13 protein-coding genes are annotated in these 14,785 nt (G+C 35.8%); 1 reads left to right on the top strand and 12 read right to left on the bottom strand.

Annotation, left to right across the window (positions count from 1 at the left end):
• Window positions 1–12 precede the first annotated feature (12 nt).
• The 9 genes from murD to panE form a co-directional block, all read right to left on the bottom strand.
• Window positions 13–1,365 (bottom strand): UDP-N-acetylmuramoyl-L-alanine--D-glutamate ligase, encoded by a 1,353-nt coding sequence (gene murD / locus ACFVQC_RS05040; RefSeq protein ID WP_377897548.1) that lies wholly within the window; start codon window positions 1,363–1,365, stop codon window positions 13–15.
• Complete coding sequence (mraY, locus tag ACFVQC_RS05035) at window positions 1,366–2,340, bottom strand: phospho-N-acetylmuramoyl-pentapeptide-transferase (RefSeq protein ID WP_002146030.1); 975 nt, start codon at window positions 2,338–2,340, stop codon at window positions 1,366–1,368. It abuts the gene before it with no gap.
• Window positions 2,341–2,362: 22 nt separating this feature from the next.
• Window positions 2,363–3,838, bottom strand: coding sequence for a UDP-N-acetylmuramoyl-L-alanyl-D-glutamate--2,6-diaminopimelate ligase (gene murE / locus ACFVQC_RS05030; RefSeq protein ID WP_002121908.1), 1,476 nt, complete (start codon window positions 3,836–3,838; stop codon window positions 2,363–2,365).
• Window positions 3,839–4,048: 210 nt separating this feature from the next.
• Window positions 4,049–5,965, bottom strand: coding sequence for a stage V sporulation protein D (locus tag ACFVQC_RS05025; RefSeq protein ID WP_002165145.1), 1,917 nt, complete (start codon window positions 5,963–5,965; stop codon window positions 4,049–4,051).
• An 81-nt stretch (window positions 5,966–6,046) separates the two neighbouring features.
• Window positions 6,047–8,197 (bottom strand): penicillin-binding protein, encoded by a 2,151-nt coding sequence (locus tag ACFVQC_RS05020; protein WP_483861755.1) that lies wholly within the window; start codon window positions 8,195–8,197, stop codon window positions 6,047–6,049.
• A gap of 22 nt (window positions 8,198–8,219) precedes the next feature.
• On the bottom strand, window positions 8,220–8,582 hold the full coding sequence (ftsL, locus tag ACFVQC_RS05015) for a cell division protein FtsL (RefSeq protein ID WP_016106033.1): 363 nt from the start codon (window positions 8,580–8,582) through the stop codon (window positions 8,220–8,222).
• A gap of 15 nt (window positions 8,583–8,597) precedes the next feature.
• A complete protein-coding gene (gene rsmH, locus ACFVQC_RS05010) occupies window positions 8,598–9,530 on the bottom strand; it encodes a 16S rRNA (cytosine(1402)-N(4))-methyltransferase RsmH (RefSeq protein WP_002014746.1) in 933 nt (310 codons plus the stop codon).
• A gap of 366 nt (window positions 9,531–9,896) precedes the next feature.
• On the bottom strand, window positions 9,897–11,513 hold the full coding sequence (gene bshC / locus ACFVQC_RS05005; RefSeq protein ID WP_377897546.1) for a bacillithiol biosynthesis cysteine-adding enzyme BshC: 1,617 nt from the start codon (window positions 11,511–11,513) through the stop codon (window positions 9,897–9,899).
• Between the two features lie 79 nt (window positions 11,514–11,592).
• Window positions 11,593–12,480 (bottom strand): 2-dehydropantoate 2-reductase, encoded by an 888-nt coding sequence (gene panE / locus ACFVQC_RS05000; protein WP_377897544.1) that lies wholly within the window; start codon window positions 12,478–12,480, stop codon window positions 11,593–11,595.
• A gap of 295 nt (window positions 12,481–12,775) precedes the next feature.
• Here panE and ACFVQC_RS04995 point away from each other — a divergent pair, with 295 nt between their 5' ends.
• Window positions 12,776–13,249, top strand: a complete 474-nt coding sequence (locus ACFVQC_RS04995; protein ID WP_377897542.1) for an N-acetyltransferase — start codon at window positions 12,776–12,778, stop codon at window positions 13,247–13,249.
• A 35-nt stretch (window positions 13,250–13,284) separates the two neighbouring features.
• Here ACFVQC_RS04995 and ACFVQC_RS04990 read toward each other — a convergent pair whose 3' ends face one another.
• From ACFVQC_RS04990 to ACFVQC_RS04980, 3 genes are all read right to left on the bottom strand, one after another.
• On the bottom strand, window positions 13,285–13,791 hold the full coding sequence (locus tag ACFVQC_RS04990) for an RsfA family transcriptional regulator (RefSeq protein ID WP_002146023.1): 507 nt from the start codon (window positions 13,789–13,791) through the stop codon (window positions 13,285–13,287).
• 130 nt (window positions 13,792–13,921) lie between these two features.
• A complete protein-coding gene (gene rpmF / locus ACFVQC_RS04985; RefSeq protein WP_001984764.1) occupies window positions 13,922–14,095 on the bottom strand; it encodes a 50S ribosomal protein L32 in 174 nt (57 codons plus the stop codon).
• A gap of 61 nt (window positions 14,096–14,156) precedes the next feature.
• On the bottom strand, window positions 14,157–14,657 hold the full coding sequence (locus ACFVQC_RS04980; protein ID WP_002111456.1) for a YceD family protein: 501 nt from the start codon (window positions 14,655–14,657) through the stop codon (window positions 14,157–14,159).
• Window positions 14,658–14,785 lie beyond the last annotated feature (128 nt).

The following is a 14,785-nucleotide window of genomic DNA, read 5'->3' as shown; positions in this document are numbered from 1 at the left end:
TTTTGATTTACTTTATATAAGTTTATGCACAGCTTGTATAAAAATGTCTCCTCTTTCTTCAAATGTTTTAAATTGATCCCAGCTTGCACATGCTGGTGAAAGAAGAATAACATCACCATCGGTAGAATGAGCATACGCCTTCACTACTGCATCATCTAAAGTATCGACACTTTCAATTACATCTAATCCTGCTTTTTCTGCCGCTCTTACTAATTTTGGTGCAGTTTGTCCAAATGTTACAATCGCTTTGACATGTTTAAAGTATGGAATTAAATCATCAAATTCATTACCACGATCAAGTCCACCAGCCAATAATACAATCGGTTGTGTAAATGCAGATAATGCTTTTTCTGTCGCTAGCATATTCGTCGCTTTTGAATCATTATAAAATTTACGATTATTAATCGTTGTTACATATTCTAAGCGATGTTTTACACCTGTAAAACTTTTTAACACAGCAGTAATTGCTTCATTAGAAACACCTAGTAATTTAGCAATACTCATTGCTGCTAAAATATTTTCTAAACTGTGCTTACCAGGTAAAACAATATCGCTTACTTTAACTACTTTTTCGCCTTTAAAATAAAGAGCGTTATCTTTTATACACGCACCATCTTCAATTTCTTTCGTCGTCGAAAATAATACTTTCTGTCCTTTACTATATGCCGATAATGCCATTACATCTGCATCATCTGCGTTAATTACACTATAATCTGTTTCAGTTTGGTTTTTGAAAATATTCGCTTTCGCCAAACCATACTCTTTCTTCGTCCCGTGATAATCTAAATGCGCTTCAAATAAATTTAAAAAGGCTGCAATTTTTGGTTGGAACGATTCCACTCCCATCAATTGAAACGATGAAAGTTCCGTAACGATAACTTCATTTTCTTTCACCAATTGTGCAACTTCACAAGCTACAGTACCTATATTCCCCGCAATAACTGGGTGTTTTTGTCCTTCTTTTAACATTTCAAACGTTAACATTGTCGTTGTTGTTTTGCCGTTAGATCCCGTAATCCCAACAAACGGTGCTGCTGAAATGCGATATGCTAATTCAACCTCAGTTACAATTGGAATTTGCTTTTCCTTCGCCGCCACTAAGAGTGGATTAGAATATGGAATTCCTGGGTTTTTTACGACAAGTGAAATGTTTCTCTCCAGCAATTCTAACGGATGCCCACCACATATAACATCCATTCCTTCCGCTTGTAACTCAGCAGCAAGCAGATTACCCACTAATGGTTTCCCATCATTTACAATGACGTTTGCCCCTAATTTTTTTAATAAAGTAGCTGCTGCATAACCACTTTTAGCAATACCTAATACAAGAACATTTTTATTTTGATATTCAGTTACAGTTTTCAATTACATCCACACCCCGATATAAATTCCTAGCACAGCTAATAAAAATCCTACAGACCAAAACGTTACAACAACGCGCCACTCTGACCAACCACATAATTCATAATGATGATGTAATGGACTCATTTTAAAGACACGCTTTCCTGTTGTTTTGAACGAAATAACTTGGATAATAACAGATAAAGTTTCCGCTACGAATACACCGCCAATAATAACGAGTAACAATTCTTGTTTTAACAAAATCGCTACAGCTGCGATAGCACCACCTAAAGCTAGAGAACCTGTATCCCCCATAAATACTTTCGCTGGATTCGCATTGAATACTAAAAAGCCAAGTACAGCTCCTACAACTGCCATACAGAAAATCGCTACCCCAAATTGTTCTTGAGCTACAGCAATAATACTAAATGCTCCGAATGCAATAGCAGCTGTTCCTGATAATAAACCATCTAAACCATCTGTTAAATTAACCGCATTTGATCCACCAATAAGCATAAATAATACAAGAATAAAATATGCCCAGCCTAATTCAAATTTAACATCAGTTCCCGGAATCATGATATAAGTGTGAAATGCTTGCCCTTTTCCAATTAAAAAGAACGCAATAGCAATTACAAGCTGACCAATCAATTTTTGTTTTGATGTTAAACCAAGATTTCTTTTCTTTACTACTTTTATGTAGTCATCTAAAAATCCGATTAATCCGTACCCAAATGTAACTAATAATAACAATGATACTTCTGCACCTAAATTGTTAAATTTAATCGCCATAATAAGCGTAGTCACCATCATAGATACATATATGACAATACCACCCATCGTTGGTGTCCCTGATTTCTTTTGGTGTGACTTCGGTCCTTCGTCACGAATACTCTGTCCGAACTTTAACTTTCTTAAAAATGGAATAAATAATGGCGAAAGGGCAACAGAAATTAAGAATGCTACCCCAGCCGTTACTAATAAACCTTGTTCAAGCACATGTAGTCCTCCTCTCATGCTGTTACACTTCGTTGTTTAAACGCTCCGTGATTGCTTCTTTAGCAACTTCACGATCGTCAAAATGATGAACTTCTTTACCAATAATTTGATACGTTTCATGCCCTTTACCAGCAATAATAATAATATCTTCTGCTTTCACTTTCGAGATAGCGGAACGTATCGCTTCTTTTCGATCAACAATTACTTCATAATTATTCCCATTTGCATCATTTACCATATCATCTAAAATAGCCTTCGGATCTTCACTTCTTGGATTATCCGATGTATAAATTGCATGAGTTGCATATTTGGTTGCAACACTTGCCATTATTGGTCTTTTCGTTCTATCTCTATCACCACCGCAACCAACGATACAATATACATCACCTTTTGCAAACTGTTTTGCTGTTTTTAGTACGTTCTCTAAGCTATCAGGTGTATGTGCATAGTCAACAATAACTGTGTAATTTTGTCCACCATCAACAACTTCAAAACGTCCAGGAACGCCAGCAAGCTCTTTAATTACATCAATAATTGTTTGTAAGCTCACTCCTGAAACAAGACCTGCTGCTGTAGCTGCTAACACGTTGTATACATTAAACTTACCAATTAATTTCATCGTAACATTTACAGTTTCATACGGTGTTACAAGTGTAAATGTTGTACCGCCACTCGTCATTACGATATCTCGTGCCATAATGTCGCTTGCAACATCTATACCGTATGTTACAACAGTAGCTGCTGTACTTCTCATATACTCTTCTGCTACTGGATCATCACTGTTTAATATAGCGTATTTTTCACGATTATGATGATAACTATTGCCAAGCTGTGCAAAAAGCAACCCTTTCGCATGTTTATATTCTTCCATCGTTTTATGATAGTCTAAATGATCTTGTGTTAAATTCGTAAATACTGCAACATCGTAATCGCACCCGTGTACACGGCCAAGATCTAAAGCATGAGACGAAACCTCCATTACTGTACTATCCACACCTTGTTCAACCATTTTTGAAAATGTCTGTTGAAGTGTTAGTGCATCTGGTGTTGTATTTTTCACCTCAAATGTTTCATCACCGATTTTCATATTAATCGTTCCAATTAGCCCTGTTTTATGACCATGTGCGCGCATAATTTCATCCATAATATGCGATGTTGTTGTCTTTCCATTTGTACCTGTAATACCGATTAAATGTAACTTGTGTGTTGGTTGGCCATAAAAATAATCAGCTAAAACCGCTAGCGAACGAAAAGTATTTTTCACAAGTACAACTGGAACGTCAACATCAATTGGTCTTTCCGCAACAATAGCAGCCGCTCCTTGTGCGGCTGCTTGCTTAGCAAAGTCATGGCTATCAACCGTATATCCTTTCATACATATAAATAAGCTTCCCTCTTTCACTTTACGTGAATCCGCTTCAATAGATGTTATTTCTGGATTTTCTGTTGGAACAACGGGAAAATCATGCAAACATGATACAAGTGTATGCAACTTCATTTCACTAAACCCTCTCTACATTGTTTATTTATCTCTTATTTTAGCAAGTAACACGTTACCTCCTAGTTATATAAAAATAGGAGGTAAGTGCTACTATAGTCTAATCAATAGATTTATTTATTAATGAGACACTTATCGTCTCAAATAAAGCAATTTTTCTATAAAGAACTCACTTCCACCAATTGTACCATAAAACACAATCAGTTACCTTTAATTCCCGAAGTAAATTCTAACTTTTGAGCCCTCTTTTACTTTAGCTCCTGCTTCTGGTGATTGTTTAATTACTTTCCCACCATCACCACTTATATCAAGCTTCAAGTCTACAAGTTGCGTTTGTAAATCTTTCTTTTTCATACCAATTAAATTCGGAACTTCCACAGTTGGTGTATCGCCCCATTTATATTCTTTCTCAACTTGCTCTTTTCTCGGTTCCACTCCCATTACAGGAAGTGCGTCACGAAGAATATTCCCAACAATAGGTGCTGCTACAACTCCACCAAATTGAGTGACTCCTTTTGGGTTATCCACTGCTACATAAACAACAATTTGCGGATCGTCAGCTGGAGCAAAACCGATAAATGATACAATATAGTTATTATCTAAATATTTTCCATCTTTCACCTTTTGAGCAGTTCCAGTTTTTCCACCTACACGATATCCATCAATATAAGCCCCTTTACCAGAACCTTTCGCTACAACATTCTCTAATGCGTAACGAACTTTCTCTGAAGTTTCCTTGGAAATAACTTCCCTTTTCACAACAGGTGTCTTTTTGCTGACAACTTGATTATTCTTCGGATCAATAAATTCCTTCGCTATATATGGCTGATACAAAGTTCCACCATTTACAGCGGCCGCTACAGCTGCTACTTGTTGAATCGGTGTAACAGAAACACCTTGCCCAAATGAAGTCGTCGCTTGCTCGACTGGACCAACTTTATCTAAATTAAATAAAATCCCGCTACCTTCACCTTGTAAGTCAATTCCGGTCTTCTGTCCAAACCCGAAATTGCGAATGTATTTAAACAATCGATCTTTACCAAGACGATCACCGAGTTCAATAAATCCTGGGTTACAAGAGTTTTGAACTACCTCTAAAAACGTTTGGCTACCATGGCCTCCAGCTTTCCAACACCGCAATCTAGCTCCACCAACTTCAGCTGCTCCATCATCATAAAATGTATCTTTCTCTAAGTCTACCAAATTTTCATTCAAGGCTGCAGCTAATGTAATAATCTTAAATGTTGACCCCGGCTCATACGTACTCCATACAGGTAAGTTTCTGTTATATACTTCCGGAGAAACACTTTGGAAATCTGCTGGATCAAAACTTGGTCGACTTGACATACCTAAAATTTCACCATTTTTCGGATTCATTGCAATTGCTATCATACCGTCAGGATTATACGTTGATTCCGCAATATTCATTTCTCTTTCCATAATCCTCGTAATGCGTGAATCAATTGTTAATCCTAAATTCAAGCCGGCTTCTGGTTTTTTGAAATCATCTCCAACGTTAGGCATTCTCTGTCCTTTCGCGTCTGCAAAAAATCGCACATGACCTTTATCACCATTTAGCTCTTTATCATAATATTTCTCTAGTCCCATAAGCCCTTGATTATCACTGCCCGCAAATCCTAATACGTGTGATAAAAAATTACCGAATGGATAGTACCGGATAGAATCCTCTGCGATGTACACACCCTTTAAACTTAATCCGCGTACTTCTTTCGCTTTGTCATGCGATATTTTCCTTCCGCCTTTATCAAGCCTTACAATCGATTCTTTTTTTGTAATCCGCTTATAAACATCATCTTTTTCCACACCTAATACTGCAGCTAACTTCTCTGCAGTCTCTGCTGGTTTTTCAATTTGCCTCGGCACAACAAAGACGGTCGGTGCACTTTTATTCGTAGCAAGCTCCACACCATTTCGATCTAAAATTTTCCCTCGCTCTGGTTCAAAAGTAATATTACGACTCCATGAATCCTTCGCACGATCCGTTAACATATTTCCAAGAAAAAATTGCACATATCCAAGACGAATATCGATAATGGTGAAAATGAGTATACCCGATATAAGTATAAAAATAAGTCGTTTTCTAACTGTTACATTTGATACACGCATATTGGAACAAGCCTCCCTTACGCCTAGCTTGTTCCAATATATGCTTGTACTTATTTAATTAGAACTTCTTCCCTATTACCATTATGGTTTTTCTGCTTCTTGCTGTGGCTCAAGTGGTGGTACGAGTGTTACACCTAATTCTGTACCAGGTTGCAACAATGTTCCTTCCGCCACACTTTGTTCCGTTACATATCCTGTACCAGAAGGTTTTAAGTTAAGCTTTAATGTTTTTGCTAAATTCATAACATCACGCAGTGCCCATCCCTGTATATTTGGCATTGTAGGCTTATCTCCTACTAAGAAGACTCGATCACCCTTTAATGTTTGTTCAGTTGCTTTTGGCACTTGCTGCTGCACTTTACCTTCACCTAATACGATTGGACGAAGTTTTGCTTTATCAATTGTTTTTTTCGCTTCTTCCATCGTTTTTCCGGTTACATCTGGAACGACAGTTTGTTGTTCTTTCACATATTTTTTCGGGTCTTTTACTTCATTTGGCTTAATCTTTAAGTACTCTAAGCTATTTTTCGTTACATATTTAAAGATATCAGCTAAAGGTTTAGCCCCGTTTTCATCATCTTTTAATTTTGGTTGTTTAACGGCCACATACACAACAAGTTGCGGATCGTCCATCGGTGCCATACCTAAGAATGAGAATATATAATTCTCTCTTCCCGTCATATAGCCACCTTTCCCGTCGGGAATTTGTGCTGTACCTGTTTTACCCCCGACTGAGTACCCATCAATTTTATATGCAGTCCCTGTTCCTTTCGGTGATGTAACAACACGTTCTAGTAATTGCCTTACTTGCGCTGCTGTCTCTTTGGAAACAGGTTTTCCTACTTCTTCTGGTTTATGCTCTAGCTGTACTTTACCTGTTATTGGATCCACAATTTTATCAATTGTATAAGGCTTCATCATTTTCCCATCATTTGCAATCGCTGTTGCAGCTTGTACAAGTTGAATTGGTGTAACTGTAGAGCCTTGTCCAAATGCTGTTGTTACTTGTTGTATTTGTTGATCAAATAAAATTGTATTCGACCCTTCACCAGGTAAATCAATGTTTGTTTTTTCATCTAATCCAAAATTATGAATATATTTTCGGAAACGATCTGGACCAAGTTTTTGATCACCTAAAATTGCAAACGCTACGTTTGAAGAGCGCTCTACCCCTTCATCAAAAGTAATAGAACCCCATCCAGCGCCGCCGTTATGATCTTTTATTTTGCGATTACCAACTTGATATGTACCAGACTGATAAAAGTCTTGTCCATTGTATACACCTTCATTAATGGCCGCTGCTAATGTGAAAATCTTCATTGTTGATCCCGGTTCAAATGCATTTGCAATTGCGTCGTTGAAGAAATATTTAATTTGACGATCATTAGGGTCATAACTAGGTTTACTAGACATCGCTAATATTTTTCCCGTCTTTGGATCCGCTACAATTCCAATTAAATTTTCTGGCTCATAATGTTTACTCGCTTCTTTCATTGCGTCTTCTAAATAACTTTGAATACGTTGGTCAAGCGTTAAATACACATTATCTCCATTTTTAGGTGCCTTTACATTCACTTTCCCACCGTCAAGAGATACTCCTTTACGGTCACCTGTATAAGCTACCTCACCATTAGAAGCACCTAAATATTTATCCAAACTCTTTTCTAAACCAAATTGACCGACTGAGATTCCATTTTCATCAGGTTTCGCATGACCTATGACGTAAGATGCGAAATCACCGTTTGGATAAACTCTCGCATTTTCGGTAATGAAAGAGATTCCCGGCAATTTCAATGCTTCTATTTGTTCTTTCTTTTCTTTCGTCAAGTCCTTACCCAATGTTCCAAATTCCACTTGACTTTTGCCTTCTTTATTTAAAGTAGCTAAAATTTTATCTTCATCTTTTCCGAGTACTCCTGCGATTTTCTTTGCAGTATCCTCTTTATCCTTAACGGCGTTAGCCCCTTTTAGCTCGGCTACAAGTTTATAAGAATTTGCGTCTTGCGCTAGTACATGACCATTTTGATCATAAATTGTTCCTCGATTCGCTTCGAGAACTCCTTTTTTACTATGTTTCTGTTCAGCAAGTTTTTTCAAATCATGATTATCCACTGTTCCTGTTGCTTGTATGTAAAAAAATCGGGCTAATAATAGAAAAAAGAGCAGGAGGAAAAATATCATAAAATAACCTGCTCCCTTATTGGTATGAAATTTTGTCATATTTTTATTCATCTTTTCTTCACACCTATTTGCCTTACTTTAGGCCTTTCACGTTATTCGCATTAATTTCTAGCCCGTGTTTTTTTGCAACTTCAGCGATACGCTCATAACGACTTAACTTCTCTACTTCAGCCTGCAATTCTTGATTTTCCTTTTGTTTTTTCACAATTTCTTCTTCTATCGTCGCTGCTTCTACATTAACTTGATATAGACCCGCTTTATTCCCAATAAAAGCTACACAGGCATATAATAAAAATCCAATAAACGTTACGTACAATAGCTTTTCAATTCTTGTAATTTTCGTTTTAACTTTTGGTTTAACCATCTGCTGTGGCGGCGTTTGAATTTGTACCTCTTCTTGCGCCTGTTGTTTATACTTTACAGCTAAATTAGTCATACCTCTCTCTCCTTTTTATCGTTTTTCAGCGATTCTCAACTTCGCAGAACGCGCTCGATTATTTTCTTCTAATTCAATGTCAGAAGGTAAAATCGGTTTCCTTGTAATAAGCTTTAATTTCGGCTTAAATTCATCCGGAATAATCGGTAGTCCCTGTGGTAATTGTGGTGTTGTGCTATTTCGCTTAAACGTCGTTTTACAAATACGATCTTCTAAAGAATGGAATGTTATAACACTAACTCTTCCACCAGGCTTGACCATATCAATTGCAGATTCCAACGCTTCTTCAAATACTTTTAATTCATCATTTACAGCAATACGAATCGCTTGGAATACTCGCTTCGCAGGATGTCCACCTGTTCTACGTGCCGGAGCTGGAATACCTTCTTTAATTAATTCCACTAATTCTCCTGTCGTTTCAATAGCCTTATTCTCGCGATAAGCTTCAATTTTCCTTGTTATTTGCTTTGAAAATTTTTCTTCTCCGTATTGGAAGAAAATTCTTACGAGTTGTTCATATGACCAGCTGTTCACAACATCATATGCTGTTAATGGGGCATCTTGATCCATCCGCATATCTAACGGTGCATCATGATGATAACTAAAGCCACGCTCTGGTGTATCTAATTGTGGGGATGAAACACCTAAATCGAATAAAATCCCGTCTACTTCTGTAATACCTAATTCATGTAGTTTTTCAGATAAATAACGGAAGTTGCTCTTCACTGTTACAAATTGTTCACCATAAGAAGAAAATTTTTCCTTCGCATTTTGAATCGCTATTTCATCTTGATCAAATGCTATTAATTTTCCACCATCTGTTAGCTGAGATAATAAATAAGAACTATGTCCTCCTCCACCCAGTGTACAATCTACATATGTACCACTCGGCTTTATATCTAAGCCATCTACTGTTTCTTTCAAAAGTACTGTTACGTGTTTGAACATTGCTGCACCTACTCTTTTTCCAATTAATTATGTTAAATACATTTCTCACTCTACAAACAAAATTTACTACTTGAGGATGAAATGCTACTAAAGAACGACTCATTTAACTTCCAACAAGGTAGCATGCTATACAAATCGCTATTTTATTTTATTATATACTAAATTTTATCATTTTTTGCGGGAATTTAAACAAAAACCTGTCGAAAAAGATAATAATCCGTTTACATTTTGTGCTATTTTGTCATATATATATACCTGATACATAGCGATTCATTACATTAACATAAGATGGACAATTCAGAAATATTTCACTTCACAGTTAATTCAACAAAATAAAAATAAAATCCTGCTCAAAAGAGCAAGATTCTATAGTTTTATTACATGATGTTTTCCGTCCCACGAAAAAGATTGTTCCATTACCCGGTCAATAAAATCAAGACCGAACTGATTTAAATAATAACACACATTCCACACACGTTCTTGCGGTGCTCCTAATGGACGAATCGCAAATTGTAAACGGCGGAATTTATTCAGTTGAACCTCATGTTTCTTCTCAACATTTCTTTTCAACATTCTTTCTAACAGTTCAATTTGCTCATTAATTTTCAGTTCATTTTTCCCAGCAAACTCATTTAACCCTGGATCTATTTTTTTCACGAATTGTTGTAATGATGTATGGATATCCATTATTTCTTTTTTCGCTTCTATAAATCGCTCGTCTATCGGTTCCTCTATTTGATTAGAAAGCCAATTGTCACGCAGATTATCTATATTATTTAGAAATGGATCAATTTCTTGCAAATCTAAATCATATAAATCTGTCGCTATATCTCGCTCCATATAAGTAATCGTAAGGCGCGGAACAACAGGTGGCATTTGGAAACCGGCCGTATGAAACACTTGTTGCAATTCACTCCAATAAGCTAACTCCCCTGGACCGCCAATAAACGCTAACGTAGGAAACACATATTCTTGCATAAGAGGGCGCGTTACAACATTATTACTAAAACGTTCTGGACTTCTTTCCATCTCTTCCATCAATTCTTCATACGAAAATGAATGCACTCCATCTTTTCCAATAAACTTCCCTTGATTCTCTTCAAGCAATACTCGCTCATTATCAATTTCCATAAATATATGCACTGCATTTGTCTTTGTTTCAATAATCGGTTTAAATCCTAATTCCTTAATTACTTCCTGTTGATCATGAAGTGCTACTTGAATTTCTTTATATTTACTTATAATTTGTTGTAAAAACGGCACTTCTAATTTTCTTAATGCAGGATGATGTGAATCTACAAGAATTAAACCAGAATTTGCGAACATTTTCGTAATAAGGCGCGCAAAGAAATCTACATATGTATTCGATTTACCTAAAGCATCATCAACAAATTGTAATACATCCTTTGTAAAATTCGTTTCCGGATATGTTTTAAAAATCTCTTCGACCCATTTTCTACAGTCTTCAATAGAAAGTTCAGACTCAGAAGCACTCGCCTTTTTCGGATAACGATCATGAAAAATGGTCTTTTTTATTTTTTTATTTTTCGTTACAAATGTATGATTAATTTCATCCATATCATGGTCTTCACCAGCAATCCAAAAGACAGGAACAACCCGAACCCCTAAGCTCTCTTCTTTTTCTTTTGCAAGCTGTAAAATTGAAATGATCTTATGTACTGTATAAAGCGGACCTGTTAATAACCCAGCTTGTTGTCCAGCTATAACTACATATGTATTTTCATCTTCAAGCGCTTTTATATTTTGAATTGTAAATTCTCCCGCTTGCAATTGTGTATTATATTCTAATAAATGCGTTACTAAATCTTGACGGAAAAACTCTCTCTCACGTAAATCATGTAATCGCTGTTTAAAAGCATCCTCTGTTAACAGATAATCAAAACATGACTGTATCTCTTTTTTACCGTTCATATAGTCCGCTACAACACCTTGTAGTGGAACAGAGATCTCTTTTATCTCCATATAATTCTTCCTTTCGTATCCTGTTCTCTCACCAACCCACATTGTAGTCAATGTTTCACGTAAAAGCAAAGAAAAACACTTATAATTCCATTCCTTTTATTACATTGAACAAAAATTGAAGTGTCGGAACAGATTGTTGTTGTTCCTTAGCTTCTTCTAGTACATATCCAACAATCGCATTAACTTCCGTTTGTCTATTCGCTCTTACGTCCGCTAACATAGATGAAGTATTATGAGATGTTTTTTCACATACTTGGCATACCATTTGCCATACCATTTCCTTATCTTCTTCTTTAACAAGAAATGCAACTTCCTGAAATACTTGCTCCATCATTTGATAAAAAAACGGATTTGAAATTAACTCTCCGTTCTCAACCCGCAATAATGCCGTCAATGGATTAATACATACATTGACTACTAATTTATTGCGCATAATCCCCTTCCAATCATCTTCTATTTGAATCGGAAAATAATCAAAAGGAAAACAATTAAATACCTTTTTAAAACAACTAGATTGACCACGCACTACACCAAACTTTGTAACACCTATTCCAGTATGATGAACTGTATGTCCATCCTCTTTTTTTGCACCATGCTCCACAATCCCGACTGCTATACGTTCATTTCCTATTTTTTGCATAACTTGAAGATGTGACATTCCATTTTGCAAAAAGATTAATGACGATTCTCCCTGCATAAAAGGTAATATATCAGTTATATGATATTGCTTTACAGCAATAAATGTATAATCTAACTGTTTATCCAGCATACTTTCTATCGGTAAAATAGATGGAAATACTGTCTCACGTTCTCCATTCCTAATACAAGTTACACCCGTTAAGTTTATTTCTTCTGCTTGCTTAGCGTTTCTTGTAAACAACGTAACATCTTGATTGCTTTTTTGTAAATAAAATGTATATAGGAGACCAATAGCTCCCGGTCCAACAATTCCAATTTTCATCTTCACACAAAGAACTCATATTAACAAGTGATATAAGTCCCCTTGCCCTTCCCCCTTTACATCTTATTAAATTACAATTACATAGTTGAAGGTTCAATTATCTTTTAACAAATGCAACCTCTTCTTTCACTATGTATATACTACCTATATACATAGTTCTATTCTTAGTTTAGCAAATCCTCAAAAAAATAATGAAAGAAATATTCTATCTTCTTCATAAAAATTAAAAAATGAGTTATAATATTATTATAAATATTTTAACTTTTCTGCATTCAACAAGATAAGAAAAGGATGTGATGTAATGGGATTCCCAAAAGTTGAACGCTTGCTCATCAATTATAAAACATTAGATGAATTTAAAAAATTTAAAGGGTGCGGAGCTCAAGAACTATCCATGTTGGAAGAATTACAAGCAAACATTATTGAAAATGATAGTGAGTCTCCATTTTACGGTATTTATTATGGAGGATCGCTAATCGCACGTATGAGTCTATACATGAAAAGGAACGGTGGAGAACCATTTGAAATTACAGGTACTTACCTAGAACTTTATAAACTTGAAGTGTTGCCGACTTTTCAAAAACAAGGATTCGGACAAATGCTTGTTAATTATGCGAAACAACTACAATTCCCAATTAAAACGATAGCACGTATCCAGTCAGCTCGTTTTTGGGATAAATTAAGTTTCCATCCCGTATCAGTAACTAATGGTGATTTTTATATTTGGCAACCAGAAACAAATTCGAATGCGATTACAAACGAAGAATCTGCATAAGAAATAAAAAAAACAGCTGTTACGCAGCTGTTTTTTTATTTCTTTAATTTTTCTAATTCTCCATTCGAGCGAGCACCATTTCTTTCTGCTACCATTACACTTCTTTTTTGATCGATATAATCAAGTAATGTTCTATATTCTTCCTCATATACTGATAATCGCTCCAGAAGACGTTCTTTCTCTGTTTGTAACGATTCAATTTGTTGTTGCAACACCATTAAAGAGCTTTCATCTTTATAATTTCGCAAGAATTCAATAACATCATTCAACGTAATAGATTTTGGCTCTAATACCGTTGTCTCTTTCACTTCATAATTTTCTACCTTACGAAGTTGCTTTGCTTCTTCAATACGTTCTTTATACTGCTTTCTAACGTAAGAATTCCACCTAAATCCACAAGCTGCAGGTGTACGAGACAAATGCCTCCCCACTTCTTTAAAAGCGGAAAGTTGCGTTCCACCTTCACGAATATGCCGGAGTACTACTTCTGCCAGAAGCAAATCTTCATCATCAGTCCAAGCATCTTGTCTTGTTGTCGCCATCTCTCTAGTCCTCCCTATGCATTTTTTATTAAGCATATGCAGTTACTAGAAAAGATAGAATACAACAAATAAAGAATAAGACAAAAAAAAATAAACGTAGAAGATATCTTCTACGTTTATTTTTCCGCAATTACTTGCTGATTACTTCTTTACCTTTGTAAGTACCGCATGCTTTACATACACGGTGAGCTAATTTCGCTTCACCACAGCTTGGGCACTCTACCATACCAGGTACTGATAATTTGAAATGCGTACGACGCTTTCTTTTTACTGTTTTAGAAGTTCTTCTAAAAGGTACAGCCATTCTTCCCACCTCCTTAAAAGAAATAGTTATTTTCATATGAAGGCCTAAACCAGTCTTCCGATTATTTGTCAAAAAACTTTGCAAGTCCTGCTAATCTTGGATCAACAGTCTTTTCTTTGTTTTCTTCCGAAATCACTTGCCAGTCTTGACCTTGCATCGGTGCTCCACCAGAAACATCATCACTGAAAATTTGCATTGGAATCTCCAAAAGTATATTTTCCTTGATTACGGGCAGTAAGTCAAGTACTTCTCCTTCTAAACAATGAATTTCAGCTTCTGTTTCAAATTCTTCTTCTGAAGTTTGGAACACCTCAGTTGTTTTAATGTCAAATGGTAATGTCACATCTACTAAAGAGCGAGAACATGGTAAAACCATGCTTCCAGTTATATGTAGATGAAACGTAAACTTACCGGAGCCAAAATCAACTCTTCCTGTTACTTGAACAGGATTAATTTCACGAATATCTTTCTCGACCTCTTTTAGCTCACTTACATCTACCATTTCATTCAATGTCAATCCTTTATTTCTCAATTTGTTCAATTGATGGATGGACCATTTCATATCATATCACCTCAAGGCAACAAACAAAATTATAGCTAGCCATTTTATATTTGTCAATGTTTTTTCTTTACACTATAATGAAGTCATCATAGGAAATAATATATAGATTATCACGTTTTCCAAAAAGA

It is taken from the genome of Bacillus sp. NPDC057893, assembly GCF_042796455.1.
In the GTDB taxonomy this organism is placed as follows: domain Bacteria; phylum Bacillota; class Bacilli; order Bacillales; family Bacillaceae_G; genus Bacillus_A.
This window is presented reverse-complemented; position numbering and strand designations above follow the sequence as displayed.

What these genes read in the sequence shown, in the direction of transcription:
- murE (WP_002121908.1), bottom strand. Translation starts at nt 3,838, where the DNA reads ATGAAGTTGCATACACTTGTATCATGTTTGCATGATTTTCCCGTTGTT.
- ACFVQC_RS05025 (WP_002165145.1), bottom strand. Translation starts at nt 5,965, where the DNA reads ATGCGTGTATCAAATGTAACAGTTAGAAAACGACTTATTTTTATACTT.
- ACFVQC_RS05020 (WP_483861755.1), bottom strand. Translation starts at nt 8,197, where the DNA reads ATGAATAAAAATATGACAAAATTTCATACCAATAAGGGAGCAGGTTAT.
- ftsL (WP_016106033.1), bottom strand. Translation starts at nt 8,582, where the DNA reads ATGACTAATTTAGCTGTAAAGTATAAACAACAGGCGCAAGAAGAGGTA.
- rsmH (WP_002014746.1), bottom strand. Translation starts at nt 9,530, where the DNA reads ATGTTCAAACACGTAACAGTACTTTTGAAAGAAACAGTAGATGGCTTA.
- bshC (WP_377897546.1), bottom strand. Translation starts at nt 11,513, where the DNA reads ATGGAGATAAAAGAGATCTCTGTTCCACTACAAGGTGTTGTAGCGGAC.
- ACFVQC_RS04995 (WP_377897542.1), top strand. Translation starts at nt 12,776, where the DNA reads ATGGGATTCCCAAAAGTTGAACGCTTGCTCATCAATTATAAAACATTA.
- ACFVQC_RS04990 (WP_002146023.1), bottom strand. Translation starts at nt 13,791, where the DNA reads ATGGCGACAACAAGACAAGATGCTTGGACTGATGATGAAGATTTGCTT.
- rpmF (WP_001984764.1), bottom strand. Translation starts at nt 14,095, where the DNA reads ATGGCTGTACCTTTTAGAAGAACTTCTAAAACAGTAAAAAGAAAGCGT.
- ACFVQC_RS04980 (WP_002111456.1), bottom strand. Translation starts at nt 14,657, where the DNA reads ATGAAATGGTCCATCCATCAATTGAACAAATTGAGAAATAAAGGATTG.